General features: G+C 65.2%; 19 protein-coding genes. 9 read left to right on the forward strand and 10 right to left on the reverse strand.

The features are described from left to right. Nucleotides 1-129: 129 nt before the first annotated feature. The 6 genes from pgi to RGUI_RS10245 form a co-directional block, all read right to left on the reverse strand. Complete coding sequence (gene pgi, locus RGUI_RS10220) at nucleotides 130-1,746, reverse strand: glucose-6-phosphate isomerase (protein WP_172841122.1); 1,617 nt, start codon at nucleotides 1,744-1,746, stop codon at nucleotides 130-132. Between the two features lie 4 nt (nucleotides 1,747-1,750). Beyond that, entirely contained in the window at nucleotides 1,751-2,413 is a 663-nt protein-coding gene (gene pgl, locus RGUI_RS10225) for a 6-phosphogluconolactonase (RefSeq protein ID WP_156882934.1), read from the reverse strand. Continuing rightward, nucleotides 2,410-3,864 (reverse strand): glucose-6-phosphate dehydrogenase, encoded by a 1,455-nt coding sequence (gene zwf / locus RGUI_RS10230; protein WP_081532968.1) that lies wholly within the window; start codon nucleotides 3,862-3,864, stop codon nucleotides 2,410-2,412. Before zwf ends, pgl begins: the two co-directional genes overlap by 4 nt. 209 nt (nucleotides 3,865-4,073) lie before the next feature. Further along, nucleotides 4,074-4,886 (reverse strand): hypothetical protein, encoded by an 813-nt coding sequence (locus RGUI_RS10235; protein ID WP_081532969.1) that lies wholly within the window; start codon nucleotides 4,884-4,886, stop codon nucleotides 4,074-4,076. Then, nucleotides 4,883-6,502: an acyl-CoA synthetase gene (locus tag RGUI_RS10240; RefSeq protein ID WP_081532970.1), complete on the reverse strand. Its 1,620-nt coding sequence runs from the start codon at nucleotides 6,500-6,502 to the stop codon at nucleotides 4,883-4,885. Before RGUI_RS10240 ends, RGUI_RS10235 begins: the two co-directional genes overlap by 4 nt. After that, nucleotides 6,499-7,668 (reverse strand): acetyl-CoA acetyltransferase, encoded by a 1,170-nt coding sequence (locus tag RGUI_RS10245; protein WP_081532971.1) that lies wholly within the window; start codon nucleotides 7,666-7,668, stop codon nucleotides 6,499-6,501. The genes RGUI_RS10240 and RGUI_RS10245 overlap by 4 nt, the downstream gene beginning before the upstream one ends. Nucleotides 7,669-7,880: 212 nt before the next feature. On the opposite strand from RGUI_RS10245, the gene RGUI_RS10250 reads away from it, so the two are divergent. Genes RGUI_RS10250 through RGUI_RS10270 form a run of 5 tightly spaced genes read left to right on the forward strand, consistent with a single transcriptional unit; the run spans nucleotide 7,881 to nucleotide 12,394 of the window. Next, on the forward strand, nucleotides 7,881-8,903 hold the full coding sequence (locus RGUI_RS10250; protein WP_253798206.1) for a TRAP transporter substrate-binding protein: 1,023 nt from the start codon (nucleotides 7,881-7,883) through the stop codon (nucleotides 8,901-8,903). 28 nt (nucleotides 8,904-8,931) lie between these two features. Beyond that, nucleotides 8,932-9,471: a TRAP transporter small permease subunit gene (locus RGUI_RS10255; RefSeq protein WP_081532972.1), complete on the forward strand. Its 540-nt coding sequence runs from the start codon at nucleotides 8,932-8,934 to the stop codon at nucleotides 9,469-9,471. Beyond that, nucleotides 9,453-10,835 carry a TRAP transporter large permease subunit gene (locus RGUI_RS10260; protein ID WP_253798208.1) on the forward strand — a complete coding sequence of 461 codons (1,383 nt, stop codon included), beginning with the start codon at nucleotides 9,453-9,455 and terminating at the stop codon, nucleotides 10,833-10,835. Before RGUI_RS10255 ends, RGUI_RS10260 begins: the two co-directional genes overlap by 19 nt. Then, a complete protein-coding gene (locus tag RGUI_RS10265) occupies nucleotides 10,832-11,626 on the forward strand; it encodes an SDR family NAD(P)-dependent oxidoreductase (RefSeq protein WP_081532973.1) in 795 nt (264 codons plus the stop codon). Before RGUI_RS10260 ends, RGUI_RS10265 begins: the two co-directional genes overlap by 4 nt. Beyond that, nucleotides 11,627-12,394 (forward strand): SDR family NAD(P)-dependent oxidoreductase, encoded by a 768-nt coding sequence (locus tag RGUI_RS10270; protein ID WP_081532974.1) that lies wholly within the window; start codon nucleotides 11,627-11,629, stop codon nucleotides 12,392-12,394. Nucleotides 12,395-12,464: 70 nt separating this feature from the next. Here the strand turns inward: RGUI_RS10270 and RGUI_RS10275 are convergent, their stop codons facing one another. From RGUI_RS10275 to RGUI_RS10290, 4 genes are all read right to left on the reverse strand, one after another. Further along, nucleotides 12,465-13,208 (reverse strand): hypothetical protein, encoded by a 744-nt coding sequence (locus tag RGUI_RS10275; protein ID WP_081532975.1) that lies wholly within the window; start codon nucleotides 13,206-13,208, stop codon nucleotides 12,465-12,467. Nucleotides 13,209-13,497: 289 nt separating this feature from the next. Further along, entirely contained in the window at nucleotides 13,498-13,965 is a 468-nt protein-coding gene (cynS, locus tag RGUI_RS10280) for a cyanase (RefSeq protein WP_081532976.1), read from the reverse strand. Nucleotides 13,966-13,992: 27 nt separating this feature from the next. Further along, entirely contained in the window at nucleotides 13,993-15,720 is a 1,728-nt protein-coding gene (locus tag RGUI_RS10285) for a bifunctional protein-serine/threonine kinase/phosphatase (protein ID WP_081532977.1), read from the reverse strand. A 56-nt stretch (nucleotides 15,721-15,776) separates the two neighbouring features. Beyond that, nucleotides 15,777-16,628 (reverse strand): formate/nitrite transporter family protein, encoded by an 852-nt coding sequence (locus tag RGUI_RS10290; protein ID WP_081532978.1) that lies wholly within the window; start codon nucleotides 16,626-16,628, stop codon nucleotides 15,777-15,779. 487 nt (nucleotides 16,629-17,115) lie between these two features. Here RGUI_RS10290 and RGUI_RS10295 point away from each other — a divergent pair, with 487 nt between their 5' ends. The 4 genes from RGUI_RS10295 (at nucleotide 17,116) to RGUI_RS10310 (ending at nucleotide 21,639) form a co-directional block, all read left to right on the forward strand. Beyond that, entirely contained in the window at nucleotides 17,116-17,700 is a 585-nt protein-coding gene (locus RGUI_RS10295; protein ID WP_081532979.1) for an ANTAR domain-containing response regulator, read from the forward strand. Continuing rightward, a complete protein-coding gene (locus RGUI_RS10300) occupies nucleotides 17,697-18,866 on the forward strand; it encodes a CmpA/NrtA family ABC transporter substrate-binding protein (protein ID WP_253798232.1) in 1,170 nt (389 codons plus the stop codon). The genes RGUI_RS10295 and RGUI_RS10300 overlap by 4 nt, the downstream gene beginning before the upstream one ends. 267 nt (nucleotides 18,867-19,133) lie before the next feature. Beyond that, nucleotides 19,134-20,498: a CmpA/NrtA family ABC transporter substrate-binding protein gene (locus RGUI_RS10305; protein ID WP_081532981.1), complete on the forward strand. Its 1,365-nt coding sequence runs from the start codon at nucleotides 19,134-19,136 to the stop codon at nucleotides 20,496-20,498. Nucleotides 20,499-20,562: 64 nt separating this feature from the next. Next, nucleotides 20,563-21,639, forward strand: coding sequence for an ABC transporter permease (locus tag RGUI_RS10310; RefSeq protein WP_081532982.1), 1,077 nt, complete (start codon nucleotides 20,563-20,565; stop codon nucleotides 21,637-21,639). Nucleotides 21,640-21,643: the final 4 nt, after the last annotated feature.

Here is a 21,643-nt window from a genome sequence, read left to right on the forward strand (position 1 = left end):
GCAAATTCCCGCCTGCGCTTCGCAGGACATAGCCGCCCCGGCGCGGGCCTTGAAGCGGTCGCGCCACGGGGATCGAAACAGCGCAGAATGCGTTGCCGTCGCGCGACAGCGTTTCGGGGAAAAAGCGCCCTACGAACAGCCCGCCACATAGGCCAGAAGCTGCCGGGTGGACCCGTCCAGATCGGCCGGCGGTTCGGCCCCGGCGAGCATCGGCTCCAGCGACTTGGCCAGTTCCTTGCCCAGTTCCACGCCCCACTGGTCGAAGGAATTGATGCCGAGGATCACGCCCTCCACAAAGACGCGATGTTCGTAAAGCGCGATGATCTGGCCCAGCATATGCGGCGTCAGTTGCGGATAGATCAGCGTGGTCGATGGCCGGTTACCGGGGAACACCCGGTGGCGGGCCTGACGCTCCAACTCATCGCCCTCGAACCCTTGGGCGTCGGCGATGGCGCGCGCCTCGTCCAGGGTGCGGCCGCGCATCAGCGCCTTGGACTGCGCCAGCGCATTGGCCAGAAGCAGGCGGTGATGGTGGGCAAGCGCGGGCTCATGCCCCTTCGCGGCCACAAGGAATTCGCACGGCACGACCTGCGTGCCCTGGTGGATCAACTGGAAAAAGGCATGCTGGCCATTCGTCCCCGGCTCCCCCCAGACAACGGGGCCGGTGGGCCGGTCCGGCGCGCTGCCGTCCATCGTGACGCTCTTGCCGTTACTTTCCATCTCAAGCTGCTGAAGATAGGCGGGCAGGCGCCCCAGCCGCTGGTCATAGGGCAACACGGCGCGGGTGGCGTGGCCCAGAACCTGCGCATGCCACATGCCCACCAGCGCCAGCAGCACCGGCAGGTTGTCCTTCGGGGCGGCGGTACGGAAATGGGCATCCATCGCGGCCCCGCCGGCAAGGAATTCGTCGAAGCGTTTGGGGCCGATGGCAATCATCAGGCTCAGCCCGATGGGGCCCCACATGGAATAGCGCCCGCCAACCCAGTCCTCGAACCCGAAGACGCGGTCGGGATGGATGCCGAAGTCCGCCGTCTTGTCCAGTGCCGAGGACAGCGCCGCGAACTGCGCGCCCGGATCGGCCACCTTTTCGGCCATCCAGCGGCGGGCGGTCTCTGCATTGGTCATGGTCTCGACCGTGGTGAAGGTCTTGGAGGCGACGATGACCAGCGTGGTTTCGGGGGCAAGCCGCTTCAGCGTGTCGGTGATGTCCGCCCCATCGACATTCGACACGAAATGACAGCGCGGCCCGTCGTGATAGGGGGCCAGCACCCGCACGGCCATCGCCGGCCCAAGATCAGAGCCGCCGATGCCGATATTGACGACATCGGTGATCGCCCCGCCCTGCCCTTCGACCTGGCCGCCCCGCACCGCATCGGCGAAGACATGCATGCGTGCCAGCGTCTCGCGCACGCCGGGCATGATGTCGTCCTCATTGACCTGAACCGTGCCGTCTAGGTTGCGCAGCGCGGTGTGCAGAACCGCCCGCCCCTCGGTTTCGTTGATCTTCTCGCCCGCGAACATCGCCGCGCGCCGCTCCGCCAGCCCGGCGGCGGTGACAAGCTCCAGCAGCAGATCGCGGGTTTCGGCATCGATATTCGTCTTGGAATAGTCGAACAGCATATCGCAGGCCCGCACCGAAAAGGCCGTCGCCCGGTCTGCGTCCTGCTCAAACAATTCCTGTATCGCGCGCGCGTCGATCTGGCCCGCCTTGTCGTCGAGCCGCTCCCAAATCTGCGAAAGGGTCAAAATCCTACTCCGTCCAATGCACGGTGGCGTCTTTCAACACTGTGCAGATCGGCGCAAGCCGAGAATCCTCCATCTCGCGCGCCCGTTCCACGGCCGCACGCTTGGCCCAACCGGTGATCAGCACATGGGTGTTGAGCGCGCCCTTCAGCACCGGGGCCGTCAGGGTGATCCGCGCCTCGGGTTCCTCGGGCGGGGTTATCTGCATCACCGGCGGCGCATCGGAGGCCAGCGCGGCCTCAAGCTCCGGCGCGCCGGGGAACAGCGACGCGGTGTGCAGGTCTTCCCCCATGCCCAGCACCGCGACCGACAGGGGCAGCGTGCGCTTGACCCGTTCGGTCAACCCGGCCATCCCGTCAGCGCCGGGACGCAGGCTGATGAACCGCGCATCGCTGGCCTTTCCGGTCAGCAGCCGGGCCTTCAGAAGAGCTTCGTTCGATCGGGGGTGATCGGCCGGCACCAGGCGTTCGTCCGTCGGGATCACCCGCACCCTGTCCCAGTCGAGAGAGGCGCCGCACAAATCGTCGTAAAGCGGGCCGGGCGTCGTGCCGCCGGGCAAGGCAATGGTTATGCGATCCTCGTGGAACAGCGCGTTCTTGATCTCGCCCGCCAGTTTGTTGGCAAGGTCCATGATCAGCATTTCAAGGTCGGGGTATTCGATCAGGTTCACGGTTTCACCTCCCGCCAGCGCCGCCCGTCGCGATGCATCAGCATCAACGCGTCCTCCGGCCCGGAACTTCCGGGGTCGTAGGGATGCGGCCGGTCCTCCCGGGCTTCCCATGCGGCGATGATCGGGTCGGTCCAGGCCCAGGCGGCCTCGACCTCGTCCCCCCGCATGAAGAGCGTCTGGTTTCCACGGATCACGTCCATGATGAGTCTTTCATAAGCATCCGGAATGTCTTCGGCACCGGGACCAAGTGCCTCGGCAAAGGACATGTCAAGCGGCACCTCGATCAGGCGCATGCCGCCCGGGCCCGGCTCCTTGATGGTGACCTTCAGCTTGATGCCTTCGTTCGGCTGCAAGCGGATCACCAGCACGTTGGATTTCTGCCCTTCCTGTTCACCGAACAGCGAATGGGGCGGATCCTTGAAAATGATCGCGATTTCCGACGTCCGCGCCCGCAGCCGCTTGCCCGTGCGCAGGTAGAATGGCGTGCCCTTCCACCGCCACGAGGACACATGCGCCTTGATCGCGATGAAGCATTCGGTGCGGCTGTGTGGGTTTTCCACATCGGCGAGGTAGCTGGCATGGCCATTCCCGGCCTCGTACTGGCCGCGCACGATATCGGACAGGCGCACCGGGTCGAGCGCGCGGATCACCTTCAGCTTTTCGTCGCGCACGGCGTCGGGGTCGAACGCATAGGGCGGCTCCATCGCGATCAGGCACAGAAGCTGCATCATGTGGTTCTGCACCATGTCGCGCATCGCGCCGGACTTGTCGTAATAGCCGCCACGCCCCGCGACGCCCACCGTTTCAGCCACGGTGATCTGGATGTGGTCCACGTATTGCGCGTTCCACAGCGGCTCGAACAGCATGTTGCCAAAGCGCACCGCCATCAGGTTCTGGACGGTTTCCTTCCCGAGGTAGTGGTCGATGCGATAGATCTGATGTTCGTCGAAATGGCAGGCCAGCGTTGCGTTCAGGTCGCGCGCACTGGTCAGATCGTGGCCGAAGGGCTTTTCCACGACGATCCGGCAATTGTCGGTGTTCATGCCATGCAGGTTCAGCCGCTCGGCCAGATCGCCGAACAGGCTCGGCCCGACCGAGAAGTAATAGGCCTGTACCGCACCGGGGCGCATCTTCGCGGCCAGTGCGGCCCAGCCGTCCTCACCGCGGGCATCCACGGCCACATAGCTGTTGCGGGCGAGAAAACGTTCCATGGCCTGCGGGTCAAGCTTTCCCTCTGGCACGTGTTCTTCCAGCGCTTTTCGAATCTCCGCCCGCCAGCCCTCGTCATCGAAGGGGGAGCGCGCGGCGCCGACGATGCGGGCCTCCTCCGGCAATTGCCCGGCCAGATCGCGCCGGTAGAGACCGGGCAGGATCTTGCGTGTGGACAGATCCCCGGTGGCCCCGAAGATCACCAGATCGAACGGTTCGACCGGTATCACGCGCGAAACCATGGGAGCCCCTCATTGCGTCGAGTTGGCGGGCGCCCAGGTCAGGCCGCCCCTGAAATCGCTTTTCATGCGCCGGTCCGATCCACCGGGCCGCCGCAGTGCACAACTTGGCACGTACCACGCCCATGGCAATACGACCAAGGGAAAGCGTCCGCCGACGGCCCTTTGCTGCCCTTTCGGTGGGCATCCGCCGGCGGGCGATGCCCGATGCCCTATCGCCAGAGCATCATTTCAAAGGTCACGCAAATCGGCGCGGCCCCCGGCGGCAGGTGGCCTTCGAACCGCGCGCCCGCGGGGTCAACGCAGAAGGTCGGCAGCGGCTTGCCCGGACTGGCGCCGGGCAGCAGCAGCACCTCGGAGATCGGGGAGGCCATGGGCGGCGCATCAAGGAACTGCGCCCCGATCAGGCTGCCGATCCCGGCGACATGGTCGAAACCGGGTGCAGTTGCGATCTCGGCCACCGCGGCGGTCAGATCCTCGAACGGGGCAAGTGTGGCGATGGCGGCATTGACCGTTTCGGGCGGCCGTGTCGCCCGCGGGCGAAAGAACGAGAAATTGGTCTCCTCATCATAGGTCACGTCATAGGTGCCGCCGCTGAAAACCATCGCGGGCAGATCGGCGGCGGCGGCCAGCGTCACCTCATCGGGCAGCAGATGCCCGGCGGCGATGCCCTCCGGCCCCTCCCACACCGCGTGGCAATGCAGCCACCATGCGCCATCACGCCGTCCGATGATGGCGGTGCCGTGGCGGATGCGGGCATGGGTGCCGTTATGGGTTTCGCTGTACCATGCGGCGTGTTTTCCGTCGCGGCTGCGATCCGGCATGACGAAACGGAACGGCCCCATTTCCACCCCGTCCATGGTCAGCACGGCACAGTCCGCCCCGGTGCCATCCATCGCCGCGGCAACCGCCTGCATCAGAACCGCGCCTTGGGGCAGAGAGAGGGTCACGGGACGCGCGTACCCCTCCACGACATGGCGGCGCGGTTCGGTCCGGGGGCCGGGATGGCGGATCTGGTGGCTCATGCAGGTTCCCCGCTCAACAGCCCCAGCGCATCCAGATGTTCGCGCACCAGCTTCTTGGTGATCTTGCCGTAGCCGGTCTTGGGCATCTCTTCGAGAAACACGTAGCGCGCGGGCAGCTTGTATTTCGCGACCTTCCCGTCGAGATGGGCGGCCAGTGCCTCTGCCGTCGCGGCGCTGCCGTCCTCAAGCACCACGGCGGCCAGCCCGACCTCCCCCCACTTCTCGTCCGCGATGCCAAGGATCGCGACCTCGGAGACATCGGGATGGGTCAGCAGGACCTCTTCGATCTCGCGCGGATAGACGTTGGAGCCGCCGGAGATATACATGTCCGACGCCCGCCCGGTGATATAGAGGTACCGCTCCGCATCCATGTGCCCCAGATCGCCGGTCAGGAACCAGCCATTGCGGAAGGATTTCGCATTCGCTCCGTCGTCCTTGTAGTAACCGGCACAGACCGCGGGACCGGCCACGCAAATCTCCCCCGTTTCATGGGGGCCAAGGATCGCGCCCTTGTCATCCTGAATGGTCACATGCAGGCCCGTGCGCTCAAACCCGCAGGTGCCCACCCGCGCCTCGGGGCCGTCTTCAATGTGGTGATCGCGGGGCGGCAGAACGGTGATGGCGCCCGTCACCTCGCCCAGCCCGAAATACTGCACCAGAACCTTGCCGAGCTTGCCTAGCGCGTGTTTCTGGTCAGCCCGGTACATCGGCGCCCCGGCATAGATCACGTAGCGCAGCGAGGAATGGTCATGGGCATCCACCGCCGGGTGTTCCGTCAGCATCTTCACGATGGTCGGCACGGTGAACATGTTGGTGACCTTGTAATGCTCGACCAGCCGCCACGCCTCGGCCACGTCGAACCGCCCCGGCGGCGGCAGGATCGACACCACCCCCGCCGCGATCTGGGTCAGCTGGTGCATGCCGGCCCCGTGGGACAGGGGCGCAACAACCAGCGAGGCATCGCCTGGCGTCGTGCCCGGCATCAGGTCATTCAGGTGGTTCAGCGTGGTGAAGGTCAACTGCCCATGGGTCAGCACCACCGCCTTGGGCCGCCCGGTCGAGCCGGAGGTGAAGAACAGCCAGCACGGGTCGTCCCGATCCACGGGCGCGTTCGGCACGTCGGTGCCCAGATGCCGGGCCACCAGAGCCTCGTAGTCCGCGCCGAAAGCGTCCCCGGCGATCTCTATCACATGGGCCAGATCGGGCGCGGCAGACCGGCAGGCGGCGGCGTGGTCGGGAAAGGCGGCCTCGCACACCATCGCGCGCACCTCGGCCTTTTGCGCCAGATAGGCGACCTCGTCAGGGCTTTGCCGGAAATTGGCGGGCACCCAGACCGCGCCGATACGCCAGCAGGCCAGCATCACCTCGGTCATCTGGTTGTTGTTGGCCGATTGCAGCAGAACACGGTCACCGTGGCCCAGCCCGAAATCCTCGCGAAAGGCCGCGGCAAGGGCCGAGACCCGGGCGTCAAGCTCCGCCCAAGTCCAGCGCTTGTCCCCCCAGATGATCGCCGGGCGGTCGCCCAGACGCGCCCGGTTGCGGGTCAGGAAATGCGCAAGGTTGTGGGACAGCGTCGACCACGGCAGCGCGGTGTCGCGGTTTTCCGTGGCGCTCATTTCTCCCGCTCCAGGATCGAGACGTAATTTGCCACCGCCGCGCCGCCCATGTTGAACACACCGGCCAGGCCGGCCCCCTCGATCTGCATCTCGCCGGCTTCACCCATCAACTGCATCGCGGCCATGACATGCTGGGACACACCCGTCGCCCCGACCGGATGCCCCCGCGCCTTCAGCCCGCCCGAGGGGTTCACCGGCAACCGCCCGTCGCGCCGGGTGATGCCGTCACGGATCACCCGGTGGCCCTGTCCGCGCTCGGCCAGCCCCATCGCCTCGTATTCGATCATCTCGGCGATGGTAAAGCAGTCGTGGGTCTCCACCAGATCCAGATCGTCGATGCTCAGCCCCGCTTCCTCCAGCGATTTCGCCCAGACCTTGCGCGGCCCGGCAAATTCGGTCGGGTCGCGGCGCGACAGCGCAAGAATGTCGTTGACCTGATTGCGGGCGCGGAAGGCGATGGCACGCTCCATCCCCGCGGCGGTTTCGGCATCGGCCAGCACAAGGGCCACCGCCCCGTCCGAGATCAGCGAACAATCGGTGCGACGCAGGGGCGGGGCGACATACGGGTTCTTGTCACTGATCGTGTTGCAGAACTCCACGCTCAGATCCTTGCGCATCTGGGCCAGCGGGTTCCGCACGCCGTTCTTGTGGTTCTTGGACGCAATCATCGCCAGTTCTTCGGACCGGTCGCCATTCTGCTGGAAATAGGCCTGCGCGATGCGGCCGAAGACCCCGGCAAAGCCCGCCGGTTCCCCCCCTTCCTCTTCGCGATAGGAGGCGGTCAGCAGGATGTCGGACACCTCGGCCAGGGGCGTGGCGGTCATCTTCTCGGCGCCCACGACCAGCGCGATCTTCGACCGGCCCGCGGCGATATTATCAAGCGCGGCATAAATCGCGGCCGACCCCGTGGCGCAGGCGTTTTCCATCCGCACCGCGGGCACATGGCGCAGCGCGTCCAGCCCCATCGCGACCAGCGACGCCTCGAACGCCTGGCTGGAAAAGCCGTGGTTATAGACGCCGACGAAGATGCCATCGACATCCTCGGCCCCGATCCCGGCATGGGTCAGCGCGCCGGGCACCACCTCGGCCATCAGCGCCTCCAGCCCCGGGGCCTCGGACTTGCCAAAGGGCGTGTGGGCCCAGCCCACGATCCGTGCGTGTTGCATCTTGTCCTCCCTGAACGGTCATATCCCGACCCGTTGTCAGTCTGCCGGGCCTTTCAGAGGAGGAGTGTGCGCGAGATCGGCAGCGGGAACAAGAATGCGGTGGAAAGGGTTTGCAAGCCCGCCGAGCCGTCCCTAACGTGAGCGAACCAACGACCAGAAATCCGGCGCACCCATCGCGACAAGACGACGGCGCGCCAACGGGAGGAAAATTGATGCGGAAGTCTCTCGCCACGGCGGCGGCCTGTTTCGTGGTTGCAGCCGGCGCCCATGCCGAAAACCTTGTCATGCAAAGCGTCTATCCGTCGTCGCTGCCGCTTCTGGGCGACACGGGCGTGAAGCTGACCGAACAGGTCGCCAAGCTGACCGATGGCGATCTGACCATCGAGTTCAACGAACCCGGCGCCATCGTCGGCGGAAACGAGATGTGGGACGCGATCTCCACCGGGGCGGTCGATGCGGGCTGGTATTCGCCGGGCTTTGCGCAAGGGATCATCCCGTCGGCGGCGATCTTTACCGCGGTGCCCTTTGGCCCCGATGTGCGCGAATACACCGCGTGGTGGTATTACGGCGGCGGCAAGGAAATCTGGGCCGACATCACCAAGCCCTACAACATCCATACGGAGCTTTGCGCGATCCTTGTGCCAGAGGCGTCGGGCTGGTTCGCGAACGAGATCGACAGCCCCGAGGATCTGAAGGGCGTCAAGATGCGTATCTTCGGCCTTGGCGCCGCGGTCATGCAGAAACTGGGGGTCGAGGCGCAGTCGATGCCCGTGGCCGACACGATGACGGGCCTGCGTCTGGGCACCATCGACGCGGCCGAGATCTCCTTCCCGCTGATCGACAAGGCGCTGGGGATGAACGAGCACGCCAATCACTACTACTTCCCCGGCTGGCATCAGCAGACATCGCTGATCACCTTCATCGCCAACCAGGATGTGTGGGACGGGCTGTCGGACACGCATCGGGAGATCATCAAGACCGCCTGCGCCGCCAATGTCGCCTATACCGCGGCCGAGGGCGAAGCCAAGCAGCTTGAACCGCTGGCCGCGCTGAAAGCCGAAGGCGTGCAGGTGCATATGTGGAATGACGAGATGATGGCCGCCTTCCGCGGCGCATGGGACGAGGTCGTCGCAGAACAGACGGCGAAAGACCCCGATTTTGCCCGCGCATGGACCTCGCTCTCGGACTTCCGCGAGAAGTACAAGGACTGGGCCGCGATCGGTTACCTGAAGTAAGGGACGGGGGCCCCGGCCCCCGCTTTCCATGCGGACGCTTCTGCGCCTTTCCGATATCCTCGCATGGCCCTGCCGGATCGTTGCCCGGGCCATGGGCTGGCTGTTGATCGTGCTGATGCTGGTCATCCTGTACGACGTCATCGGGCGGCGCTTCTTCGCGACCGGATCGTTCAAGCTGCAAGAGCTTGAATGGCACCTGCACGGGGCCATCGCGGTGTTGTGCTTCGGCTGGGCCTATATCGAGAATGCCCATGTCCGGATCGACGTGTTCGCCGACCGCCTGTCGGACCGGATGCGCCTGCGCTGGGAAATCGCGGTGATCTGCCTGTTCCTGATCCCGTTCATGGGCCTGTTGACATGGTATGCGTGGGATTTCGTCGTGCGCTCCTACATCCGGCATGAGGGGTCCTCGGGCGGTGTTGGGTTGCCGAACCGCTGGATCATCAAGTCCGCGATTCCGATTGGCGCGGTTCTGACGATCATGGGCGGGCTTTCGGTCCTGTGCCGGGCGGTCGTTGCCCTGCGCCGGCCTGATCTTCTCTCCGATCCGTGGAGGGTACCGACGTGATCGAGGCGATCTCGGCCGCCTTGCCCGGGGCGATGTTCCTGTCGCTGGTCGTCGGGCTTTTCTCGGGTGCGCCGGTGGCGATCATGCTGATGGGGGTCAGCCTTGTGTTCGGGCTGCTGGCGGTCTGGACGGGCGACATGCGGCCGGTGCATGCCACGCTGCTGCCCAACCGGATCTTTTCGGGCACCATCGAGAACCCGGTTCTGGTCGCGGCACCGATGTTCATCTTCATGGGCGTGGTGATGGAACGCACCCGCATCGCCGAGGATCTGCTGATCACCCTGCAGCGGCTGATGCGGGCCGTGCCCGGCGGGCTGGCGCTGGCGGTCGTGCTGATGGGCACGATCCTGGCCGCGGCGACGGGGATCATCGGCGCCTCGGTCGTGATGCTGACGCTCTTGGCCGTGCCGACCATGCTGGAGCGTGGCTATGACAAGGGGCTTTCGGCGGGCACCGTCGCCTCCGCCGGGACGCTGGGCATCCTGATCCCGCCATCGGTCATGCTGGTCTTCATGGGCGATCTGCTGTCGGTGTCACTGGGGCGGCTTTTCGTGGCCGCGCTGATCCCCGGACTGGCACTGTCGGCGGTCTATGTCGTCTACATCGTCATCCGCTCTGCCCTGCAGCCATCGCTCGCCCCCAAGGCGCCACCGCTCTCGGCCGAGGAAGCCCGCGGGCTTTGGCTGGAAACCCTGAAATCCGTGCTGGCCCCGCTGATCCTCATCATTGCGGTTCTGGGCTCCATCCTCGCCGGCATCGCCACCCCGACCGAGGCATCTGGGGTGGGCGCGGCGGCGGCGCTTTTGCTGGGGCTGGTGCGCGGGCGGCTGGGAATGGCGACCTTGCAGGCGTCGATGAACGGCTCCATCCGGCAGCTGGCGATGCTGTTCTTCATCTTCGTTGGCGCGACGGCCTTTGCCTATATCTTCCGCAAGGTCGGGGGGGAGCATTTCATCGTCGACACCGCCCGGTCCCTGCCGCTGGGCGACTGGGGGCTTCTGTTCGCGATGATGGGCATGATCTTCGTGATGGGCTTCTTCTTCGACTGGATCGAGATCACGCTGATCATGCTGCCGATCTTCGCCCCCATCGTGCCGCTTCTCGACCTTGGCGGGCATGTGGAACCCGCGCAGATGATCTACTGGTTCGCGATCCTCGTCTCGCTGAACCTGCAAACGAGCTTTCTGACACCACCCTTCGGATTTGCACTGTTCTACATGAAAGGCGCGGCGGGCCGGATGCTGTCGATGCGCGATATCTATCGCGGCGTGGCGCCCTTCGTGATGCTGCAGCTGGTCGTTCTGGGGATTGCCATCGCATGGCCCGACCTCGTGCTGTGGTTGCCCGGAAAGCTGATGCCATGAGGGTCGCGGGCAAGCGGGCCATCGTGCTGGGCGCGGGATCGGTCGGGCCGGGCTGGGGCAACGGCAAGGCGGCGGCGGTGCTGTATGCCCGAGAGGGCGCGTCGGTCCTGTGTGTCGATCGCGACCGCGCCGCGGCCGAGGAAACCGCACGGATCATCCGCGGCGAAGGCGGCCGGGCAGAGGTGTTTGCGGGCGATATGACCGACCCGGGCGCAGCCACCAGTGCCGTGGCCGCGGCGGTGGCGGCCTTCGGCGGGCTCGACATCCTGCATTACAATATCGGCATCTCGACCCGCGGGGGCATTACCGAGACCCGCCTCGAAGACTGGCAACGCGTGTTCGCCGTCAACCTCGACGGGGCGTTCCTGACCACGCAGGCCGCGCTGCCCGCGCTGGAGGACGGCGGCGGCGCCATCGTCTATATCGCCACGCTGGCCGCGGTGATGAATGGCCCCTACCCGTATGTCGGCTACGAGGCGTCGAAGGCGGCGCTGGTTCGGCTCGCCTCCTCCGTTGCCATCGAATATGCCGCCCGCGGCGTGCGCGCCAATGCGGTCCTGCCGGGCATGATCGACACGCCCCATGTGCAGGCGATGATCGCCCCCGGCACCGATCCGGCCACACTGGCCGCCACCCGCGCCGGGCAGGTGCCGATGCGCCGGCAGGGCACCGCGTGGGACGTGGCAGAGGCCGCGCTGTTCCTTGCATCGGATGCGGCAGGTTTCATCACCGGGGAAACCCTGCGCGTCGATGGCGGCATGGGCATCCTTACAGGCCAATCGGAGAGATAGATGGACAAGACGGCACTCGTGACGGGCGCGGCCCGCGGCATCGGTCTGGCGACCACGCATCTGTTCCTGGAAGAAGGGCGCCGCGTCGCGATGATCGACCGCGATGCCGAGGCGCTGGCCGCCGCCGCCGAGGGGCTGGAGGGCGCGCTGCCCATCGTCTGCGACGTGTCGATCCCCGACCAGGTCGACGCGATGGTGGCTGAGGTGACGGCCGCCTTTGGCCGGATCGACGCGCTGGTCAACAATGCGGGCGTCGCCGATTTCGGCCCGATCGGAGAGACCGACTTTCAGCGCTGGCGCAGGGTGATGGAAACGAACCTAGACGGCGTCTTTCTTGTCAGTCAGGCCTGTGCCCCGGCGCTGTGCGCGCAGGGCGGCGCCATCGTCAATATCGCGTCGATCTCCGGCCTTCGGGCCTCCACCCTGCGGGTGGCCTATGGCACGTCCAAGGCCGCAGTCATGCACCTGACCCAGCAGCAGGCGGCGGAGTTGGGGGAGTTCAACGTGCGCTCTAACTGCGTGGCGCCGGGCCCGGTGAACACCAAGCTCGCGCTCGCCGTTCATACGCCCGAGATCCGCGCGGCCTATCACGACGCGATCCCGCTGAACCGCTACGGGTCGGAGCGGGAGATTGCCGAGGTCATCGTGTTCCTGTGTTCGGACCGGGCCAGCTATGTCTCTGGCCAGACCATCGCGGTGGATGGCGGCTTTGGCTCGACCGGCATCGGCCTGCCCGCACTGCGTCAGGTCACGGATCAGAAGGTCTGAAACGACGACGAGAGGACAAGCAAAGGGCGACCGGAACGGATCCGGTCGCCCTCTTCATGTCGGTCATGGCTTAGCGCTTGGTGCGACGGCGCTTCAGCCCCACCAGGGCAAGGCCACCCGCAGCCATCAGCGGCAGCGCGCCCGGCAGCGGCACGACCGGCCCATCTTCGATGTCTTCATAGGCAACGAAGACAGCGCCGGTGTCATCCATCGCGACGGCGTCTCCCCCGCTCAGATGGGCGTAGGCGTCAACGGCAAACGACATCGAACTGTCAGAGATATCCGTGTCTTCCAGCGAGGCGTCGGTGAAGGGCATGACGGTCCGGCCCGTGGTGTACTGGATCGCGCTGCCGATGCCCGTCAGAAGGCTGTTATAGGCAGAGTAAAGGGACGAACCGGCCGTGGCTTCGAGGATGACCAGAACGTCGCCGCCATCCGACACGAAGTTCGCCACGCTTGCGATTTCCGCAGCGGTGTAGTCGATGGCGTTGTTGTAGAAACGCGTAATCACCAGCAGATCGACACCCGCCAGCAGCGCGTCGGTCAGCGTGGACGCATCTTCAACGGCCGAAACGCCGGCTTGGGCGTTGAAAAGGGCGCGGGTATCGCTCTGCTGTTCTTCGTTACGGGAAAACAGAACGCTCGTCGCGCTATCAAGAACGTTCAGGTACAGCGCGTCATTGACCGCCTTCCCCGCGGTGTTGACGTCGGCAACAACGGTCACGGAAGCAGCAGAGGCACTGACGGCCGCGGCGGCGGTCAGCGCGATGGAAAGGGCAGCACTCTTCAACGTACCAGATTTAAATTTGAACATCTTATTCCCCCCAGAGAGAAAAGTTTCGCGTCGGAAAGGCCACGACAAGCTGCCGTAGCGTCAATAGTGTCACCCTAGAGACAGTTTAAATCAAGGTTTAGTTAAGGGACCTGTCCTGTCGAAAAGGACAGGTCTTCAACCCTCTTTTGCAGGCCGCGCCCGCCCAGTCGATCGATCACCAGCCGGGCGCGCACATTCTGGGGCAAAGGCCGGGGCGGGCGTCCTGCCCGCCCGGCGCCAAATCGGCCGCGGACAGGTCCGATAGATTGGCCGGTGCAGACGGGGCCGATTACCAGGAATTGTAGGCGAGGTACTTGCCCGACATCTCGATCTTCACCCGGTCGCCCTTGGGGTGTTCCACGCGGGTGACGTGCATGTCGAAATCGATGGCCGACATGATGCCGTCGCCGAATTTCTCATGGATCAGCGCCTTGATCGTGGGGCCGTAGACGCCGACGATTTCATACAGGCGATAGATGCAAGGATCGGTCGGCACGGTCTGTTCCCAGACCTTGGTCGGGCATTCCTCCAGCACCGGTGCGGCCTCGGCCGGCAGGCCCAGCAGTTTCACCAGCGCCTCGGCCTTTTCTTTCGGCATGGCATTCATGCCCATCGCGGCGGAATGCGTCCAGACCGGCGACATGCCGATCGCCTCGGCGATCCCTTCCCAAGTCAGGCCCTGCCGTTTCTTGACAGAGATGATCATGGCGGTGAGGTCTTCCTTGGTCAGGTCATCGGTGTGGGTGAGGTCTTTCATCGCGTGTCTCCCTGTTGATTGCGATGGTCATCCGCCGAGTTGCGCCAGCAACACGACGACAATTAAGGCAAGGGTGGCAGAGACGCCCTGCCAGAAGCGAACCGGATGGCGTTCGACCAGCGGCACATGGCGCGCGGCCCGATAGGTGGGCGGTGGCCTGTGCAGATCGGACATGAACTCGGACAGCGCATCATAGCGGCGCAGCGGATCGGGATGGACGGCACGGGCCAGCGCGGCGTCGACCCAGTCGGGCACACCATGGGTGTCGTCGCGGGCGGGCCGGTAGCGCAGGCGCCGCTGATCGTTTCGGTTGCGGACCTTGGCGACCTCGGCCCCATAGGGCAGCCGCCCGGTCAACAGTTCATAGGCGATGACCCCAAGGGCATACTGGTCCGACCGCCAGCTGACCGCATCGCCCGACAGGTATTCCGGCGCGGTGTACTGGTACGTTCCCATCATGTCGCCGGCGAGGCCAGGCACGGTCTCTTCCAGCCCCGCCACCCGGACAGAGCCGAAATCGATGATCTTCACGGTGCCGTCGCCGTCGATCATGACGTTTTCGGGCCGCAGATCCTGATGGATCATCTCGCGCCGGTGAAAGGCGCGCAGGCCCCAGGCGATCTGGTCGACGATGTCGCGCACCTGATCCAGCGTCGGGCGCGGCGTGTCGGTCATCCATTGGCGCAGGGTCCGCCCCTCGACGAACTCCGTCACCGAATATAGCGCCGAGCGCTTTTCGCACGGGGCAGAGCGCAGCACGTGGAACGAGACGATGCGGCGCGCCACCCAGTCTTCCAGAGCGAAGCGGCGCAGGAAGTCCGGGTCCTCCTGCATGCCCGTCGCCGGGATCTTCAGCGCCACCCGCGTGCCGCCCGCGGTGACCGCCAGAAACACATGGCTGCGGGATGAGGCATGCAGGGGGCGCACAACCCGGAACCCGTCGATCCAGTCGCCGGCCCGCGGCAGGGGCGGCACGGGCAGGGTCGCGTGCCCGGCGTCGAGATCGCCATCCTGCATGGCGGGCAGCGCATGGATGCGCAGGATCTGAACGGTCAGGTTGTCGGCGCTGCCCGCATCGAGCGCAAGATCGGCAAGCGCGCGGGCCGCCGCGGTCAGGTCCGGCGCCGCCGCGATTTCGCGGGCCACGGCGCGGCCAGTCACATGATCATGCACGCCGTCGGTGGTCAGAACGAATACGTCACCGACAGACAGCGGCACGCAGCGATAGTCGATTTCGATCTGCGGGGCCGCCCCAAGGGCACGACCAAGATAGGTTTCCGTGTCCGAAATACGGACCTTGTGGTCGTCGGTCAGGGGCTCAAGGCTGTCACCGGACAGGCGCGCAATCCGGCTGTCGCCGATATGGAACAGATGTGCCTCCCGCCCTTTCAGGATCAGGGCTGAAAGCGTGCAGACATGGCCGCGATTGGCATCGCCGATCGTGCCGTTCCGCGCATGCAGCCACGCATTCGTCGCCGCGATCACGCGGGAGGCCGCGGTCTTGACCGTCCATGTCTCCGGCGTGCTGTAGTAATCGGCCATGAGGCTTGAGATCGCGGTCTCGGACGCCTCGCGCGAGACGGGGCTGGAACTGATGCCGTCCGCCACGGCCAGCGTCAGGCCCTTGAACACCCGTTCGGGCCCCTCTGGCAGGCAGGCCCCGAAGAAATCCTGGTTCTGCGGCTTCCGCCCGGCCGCGGAATACTGGCCGATCGACACGGCAAGACCGGTCTGGTCGCAGGCATCCTTGGGCATGGGCGGCTCCGGTTGAAAAAGACGGGGCCCCGCGCACCGGGGCCCCGAAGGACCGATTATTCGGCCGGCATGGTGGACACGTCACTGTTGTGGGTCACGGCCGCCTTGCGCGAGGGCGAGGTCTTGTAGTGGGTCGAGTAGATCATCGCGCCCACGAAGGTCAGACCGCCCACGAGGTTGCCCAGAACCGTCGGGATCTCGTTCCAGAACAGGTAGTCGGTGATCGTGAAGTTACCGCCCAGCAGAAGGCCCGAGGGGAACAGGAACATGTTCACGATGGAATGTTCGAAGCCGAGGTAGAAGAAAACGAGGATCGGCATCCACATCGCGATGACCTTGCCCGACACGCTGGTCGACATCATCGCGGCGACCACGCCGGTGGACACCATCCAGTTGCACATCACCGCCCGGACAAAGAGTGTCAGCATGCCCGACGCCCCGGCCTCGGCATAGCCGACGGTGCGGGCCTCTCCGATCACGCCGATCTTCTGGCCGACGGCGTTCGGTTCATGGCTGAACCCGGTGGTGAAGATGATCGCCATGAAGATCGCGACGGTGAAGGCCCCGGCAAAGTTGCCGACGAAGACAAGGCCCCAGTTGCGCAGCACGCCCTTGACCGTGACACCCGGCCGCTTGTCGAGCAGGGCAAGCGGCACCAGCGTGAACACGCCCGTCAGCAGGTCGAAGCCCAGCAGGTAGAGTGTGCAGAACCCGACCGGGAACAGCAGCGCGCCGATCAGGAATTGCCCGGTGTTCACGGCCACCGTCACGGCAAAGGCCGCCGCCAGCGCGAGAATGGCACCGGCCATATAGGCGCGGATCAGCGTGTCCTTGGTCGACATGAAGACCTTGGCTTCACCGGCATCGACCATCTTCGATGCAAATTCGGGTGGATTGATGTAGGACATGTTCGGTTCCTCTGTCTGTTCGGGCCTGCGTTTCGGAGGCCGATCAAAGGGCGCAGTCGCGGCGCCGTTTTGGGAGAGGCAGGTCAGGGAACACGGCAAACATGACGCCGCGTCCTCGGACCGGCCCCGTGGGGCGGTTTCGAAGGAAGCAGCGCCGTTGCTGCACACCCAGAAAGGGTATCAGATCGGAAAGGGCCGCGCCGTTGCGGCTTGGGGCAGGTGTGACCACCGGCCATGTTTCGATTAGGCCCGCACCACGCACGCAAGCAAGCGAATCGAGACCGATTGCCGCAAGTTTCGGTCGAATCGAACACATCCTGATTGTTTCGCCGCATTCCTGCGCAGCATCTGGCAAGATTTGTGACCATTCGCCCATTTCGCGGGCGCAGCATGTCTGGAATGATTCGATGATGCCCCTGCACACGCGCGCCGCTTGCTGCGCCTTGCCGCGGCGCCTAGCCATGCGGGGGGACAGACGAGAGGCCAAATGCCCGACATGATTTCCATCGTCGTGGTCGAAAGCGACCGAGACCGCGCGCTTCTGATCGTGGACAGCCTGCGGGAAGCCGGCGATTTCGACGTCTTCGTCGTCTCCGAGATGACCGGACTTGCGCGCCAGATTTCAGAGCGGAACCCGGACGTGGTTCTGGTGGACGTCACCAGCCCCTCTCGCGATATCCTGGAAGAACTGGCGCTGGCCTCGGGCCCGCTGGACCGACCGGTGGCGATGTTCGTCGACCGGTCGGACGACAGCCTGACCAAGGCCGCGATCGAGGCGGGCGTATCCGCCTATGTGGTCGACGGGCTGCGCGCCGACCGGATCAAGCCGATCATGGATGCCGCCATCGCCCGCTTTCACATGTTCGCGCGGATGCGCGCAGAGTTGGAGGCGACACGCCGGGCGCTGGAGGAACGCAAGGTCATCGACCGCGCCAAGGGCATGCTGATGAAGGCCAAGGGGCTGGACGAAGACGCGGCCTATGCGCTGTTGCGCAAGACGGCGATGGACCAGGGGCGCAAGGTCGTCGATGTCGCACAGGCGCTGGTCACGGCTGCGGGGCTGTTGTCGTGAGCATGGTGGACTTGCAGGTCGGGTTCATCCCGCTGGTCGATGCCGCCCCCCTGATCGTGGCGCGCGAAATCGGCTTTGACGAGGAAGTCGGGCTGCGGCTTTCCCTGCGCTCGGCCCCAAGCTGGGCAACCTTGCGCGACATGCTGGTGATGGGTCAGGTCGAGGCCGCGCATCTTCTGGCGCCGATCCCCGTGGCGATGGCGCTGGGTCTTGGGGGCATGGCGACGCGGCTGGACGTGCTGTCGGTGCTGTCGGTCAATGGCAATGTGATCGGCGTATCGACGCCCTTGGCGGACCGCATGCGCGCCGCCGGCTTCGGTTTCGATTTCACGGATGCGCGGGCGGCCGGGCAGGCGCTGATCGCCGCCTGTGATACCCGCCCCCGGATCGGCGTGCCCTTCCCGTTCTCGATGCATGCGGAACTGCTGTATCACTGGCTGGGCGTCCGGGCCCCGCAGGATCTGGATGTCAGAACCGTCCCGCCCCCCCTGATGGCCGATGCGATGGCCGCGGGAGAGATCGATGCCTTCTGCGTGGGCGCGCCCTGGGGGTCCATCGCGGTGGAAACCTGTGTGGGGTCGCTGTTGCTGCCGGGCACCGCGATCTGGGCCTTTGCCCCGGAAAAGGTGCTGGCCGTCCGGCATGACTGGGCAGAGAGCGAACCCGGCCTTGCGCGCCGCCTGATGCGGGCGGTCTGGCGGGCCGGGCGCTGGCTGGGACAGGCGGACAACCTGTCGACCGCGTCCGAAATTCTGGCGCGGTCGGAATATGTCAACGTGCCCGCCGAACTCATCGAACGGGCGCTGACCGGGCGGGTCACGATCAGCCCGCGGGGCGAGCTTCGCCGGGTGCCCAATTTCCTTGTGTTCCATCATGGCGCGGCGAGTTTTCCGTGGAAGTCGCAGGCCGCGTGGATCGCCGCCCGGCTGGCAGAGCGGAACGGGCTTGACCGGGCGCAGGCCATGCAGACCGCGCGCGGGGTCTTCCGCACCGATCTCTACCGCCGGAATCTGGGCGATCTGGGCGCCGAATTGCCCGGTGCGTCGGAAAAGGTCGAAGGTTCGGTGCAGGTGCCGACGCCGGTTGCCTCCGAAACGGGACGGCTGATTCTTCAGCCTGATCGTTTCTTCGACGGGCATATTTTCGACCCAAGCGCGACAAACTGACGCCATATTGGGCAGAATGCTGCGCCGCAAAGACAGGAAGCCTGTCATTTTCCATTTTTGAACTGGAACAGATTGACGCCCGCGGAGTGCATTTGCATGGTGAATGTGTGGCGGGGCAAGGATGTCTCGTCACACGAAATTCACCCACGATGATGCGGGTATTCCTGAGCAAAGCCGCTCGACCCTTCGCATGAATGCGAGGCTGGTCGGCGGCTTTTTTGTTTTCCTGCCCGCACCCACGGGCCCTGATCGAGGATCGAACTCCACATGAAACGCGCGATTGCCCTTCTGGCCGCTTCGACGATGCTGACCGCCCCTGCCTGGGCCGAGATGCTGGATGTCGAGAAGGACGAGCTGAAATTCGGCTTCATCAAGCTGACGGACATGGCGCCGCTCGCCGTGGCCTACGAGATGGGCTATTTCGAGGATGAGGGCCTGTTCGTCACACTGGAGCCGCAAGCCAACTGGAAGGTGCTGCTGGACCGCGTGATCGACGGCGAACTGGACGGCGCGCACATGCTGGCCGGTCAGCCGCTGGCCGCGACCATCGGCTTCGGGACCGAGGCCCATGTCATCACCCCCTTCTCGATGGATCTGAACGGCAACGGCATCACCGTGTCGAACGAGATCTGGGCGCAGATGAAGGAGAACATCCCCCACGAAAACGGCAAGCCGGTGCACCCGATCTCTGCCGCGGCGCTGAAGCCGGTGGTCGAAAGCTACCGCGCCGAGGGCAAGCCGTTCAACATGGGCATGGTGTTCCCGGTCTCGACCCACAACTACGAACTCCGCTACTGGCTGGCCGCGGGCGGGCTTGAGCCCGGATATTACAGCCCCGACAATGTCAGCGGCCAGATCGGCGCCGAGGTTCTGCTGTCGGTGACGCCGCCGCCGCAGATGCCCGCCACGATGGAGGCCGGCACGATCTATGGCTACTGCGTGGGTGAGCCGTGGAACCAGCAGGCGGTGTTCAAGGGCATCGGCGTGCCGGTCGTCACCGACTACGAGCTTTGGAAGAACAACCCCGAAAAGGTGTTCGGCATCACCGCCGAGTTTGCCGAAGAATACCCGCAGACGACGCTCGCTGTGACCAAGGCGCTGATCCGGGCCGCGATCTGGCTGGATGAAAACGACAACGCCAACCGGGAAGAGGCGGTCGAGATCCTCAGCCGGTCCGAGTATGTGGGCGCGGACGCAGAGGTGATCGCCAACTCGATGACCGGCACCTTCGAATACGAAAAGGGCGACAAGCGCGAGGTGCCCGACTTCAACGTGTTCTTCCGCTATAACGCGACCTATCCCTTCTATTCCGATGCGGTCTGGTACCTGACCCAGATGCGCCGCTGGGGCCAGATCGCCGAGGCCAAGCCGGACTCCTGGTATGACGAGGTGGCGAAGTCGGTCTACAAGCCGGAAATCTACCTGGAAGCCGCGCGCATGCTGGTGGACGAAGGTCTGGCGAACGAGGCAGACTTCCCCTGGGACAGCGACGGCTACAAGGCAGCGACGCCTGCCGCGGATGTGATCGACGGCATCGGCTATGACGGCCGCCAGCCCAATGCGTATCTCGACAGCCTGCCGATCGGGCTGAAGGGCGACCAGACGGTCGTCGGCAACGAGGTACAGGGCTGAGCCCGCGCGCGGGGGTGATCTCCTCCCTGGGCCCCCGCGCGCCCATTTTCCAAAGGACGCTCCGATGACCGCAATCGACCCCGATACGCTGGGCCGGGCAGAGGCCCGCCGCACCGCCCTCTTTACCCGGATCAACAAGGCCGATGGCTGGTTCCGGATCCTCGGCCTTGGCTGGCTGACCCCGATCCTGCGCGCCGCGGCTGGCGACAACCCCAAGGCGCAGATGCGCGAGTTGTGGCAGTTGCTGGGCGTGCCGCTGGCCGCGATCCTGATCTTCCTTGTGGCCTGGGGCACGCTGGCGCCCAAGGTTCAGACCTCTCTCGGCGCCATTCCGGGGCCGGCACAGGTCTGGGCACAGGTGCAGGTGCTGCACGCCGATCACGTTCGGACCCAGGAAAAGGCCGCCGCCTTTTACGAACGGCAGGAGGCGCGGAATGAAAAGCTGATCGCCGCCGGCAAGGAAGACAAGGTCAAGTGGCGCGATTTCACCGGAGCGCCGACCTATTATCAGCAGATCTGGACCTCGATCCAGACGGTGTTCTTCGGCTTCATGCTGGGCACCATCGTGGCCGTGCCGCTGGGCATCGCGGCGGGCCTGTCGCGCACCGCGAATGCCGCGCTGAACCCGCTGATCCAGATCTTCAAGCCGGTCTCGCCGCTGGCATGGCTGCCCATCGTCACCATGGTCGTCTCTGCGGTCTATGTAACCAATGACGGCATGTTCTCGAAATCCTTCCTGACCTCGGCGATCACCGTCACGCTGTGTTCGCTCTGGCCCACGATCATCAACACCGCGCTTGGCGTGTCCTCCATCGACAAGGATCTGGTGAACGTCTCCAAGGTGCTGAAGATGGGCACCTGGACCAAGATCACCAAGCTGGTCCTGCCCTCCGCGCTGCCGCTGATCTTCACCGGGCTGCGGCTGTCGCTGGGCGTGGGCTGGATGGTGCTGATCGCGGCGGAAATGCTGGCGCAAAACCCCGGCCTTGGCAAATTCGTCTGGGACGAGTTCCAGAACGGGTCTTCCGACAGCCTTGCCCGGATCATGGTCGCGGTCTTCACCATCGGCCTCATCGGCTTCGCGCTGGATCGGCTGATGTACGCGATCCAGTCCATGTTCACCTTCTCGGCCAACCGGTGAGCGC

It is taken from the genome of Rhodovulum sp. P5 (genome assembly GCF_002079305.1).
Taxonomy (GTDB): domain Bacteria; phylum Pseudomonadota; class Alphaproteobacteria; order Rhodobacterales; family Rhodobacteraceae; genus Rhodovulum.

What these genes read in the sequence shown, in the direction of transcription:
- zwf (WP_081532968.1), bottom strand. Translation starts at nt 3,864, where the DNA reads ATGGTTTCGCGCGTGATACCGGTCGAACCGTTCGATCTGGTGATCTTC.
- RGUI_RS10235 (WP_081532969.1), bottom strand. Translation starts at nt 4,886, where the DNA reads ATGAGCCACCAGATCCGCCATCCCGGCCCCCGGACCGAACCGCGCCGC.
- RGUI_RS10240 (WP_081532970.1), bottom strand. Translation starts at nt 6,502, where the DNA reads ATGAGCGCCACGGAAAACCGCGACACCGCGCTGCCGTGGTCGACGCTG.
- RGUI_RS10245 (WP_081532971.1), bottom strand. Translation starts at nt 7,668, where the DNA reads ATGCAACACGCACGGATCGTGGGCTGGGCCCACACGCCCTTTGGCAAG.
- RGUI_RS10250 (WP_253798206.1), top strand. Translation starts at nt 7,881, where the DNA reads ATGCGGAAGTCTCTCGCCACGGCGGCGGCCTGTTTCGTGGTTGCAGCC.
- RGUI_RS10255 (WP_081532972.1), top strand. Translation starts at nt 8,932, where the DNA reads ATGCGGACGCTTCTGCGCCTTTCCGATATCCTCGCATGGCCCTGCCGG.
- RGUI_RS10265 (WP_081532973.1), top strand. Translation starts at nt 10,832, where the DNA reads ATGAGGGTCGCGGGCAAGCGGGCCATCGTGCTGGGCGCGGGATCGGTC.
- RGUI_RS10270 (WP_081532974.1), top strand. Translation starts at nt 11,627, where the DNA reads ATGGACAAGACGGCACTCGTGACGGGCGCGGCCCGCGGCATCGGTCTG.
- RGUI_RS10275 (WP_081532975.1), bottom strand. Translation starts at nt 13,208, where the DNA reads ATGTTCAAATTTAAATCTGGTACGTTGAAGAGTGCTGCCCTTTCCATC.
- cynS (WP_081532976.1), bottom strand. Translation starts at nt 13,965, where the DNA reads ATGAAAGACCTCACCCACACCGATGACCTGACCAAGGAAGACCTCACC.
- RGUI_RS10285 (WP_081532977.1), bottom strand. Translation starts at nt 15,720, where the DNA reads ATGCCCAAGGATGCCTGCGACCAGACCGGTCTTGCCGTGTCGATCGGC.
- RGUI_RS10290 (WP_081532978.1), bottom strand. Translation starts at nt 16,628, where the DNA reads ATGTCCTACATCAATCCACCCGAATTTGCATCGAAGATGGTCGATGCC.
- RGUI_RS10295 (WP_081532979.1), top strand. Translation starts at nt 17,116, where the DNA reads ATGCCCGACATGATTTCCATCGTCGTGGTCGAAAGCGACCGAGACCGC.
- RGUI_RS10305 (WP_081532981.1), top strand. Translation starts at nt 19,134, where the DNA reads ATGAAACGCGCGATTGCCCTTCTGGCCGCTTCGACGATGCTGACCGCC.
- RGUI_RS10310 (WP_081532982.1), top strand. Translation starts at nt 20,563, where the DNA reads ATGACCGCAATCGACCCCGATACGCTGGGCCGGGCAGAGGCCCGCCGC.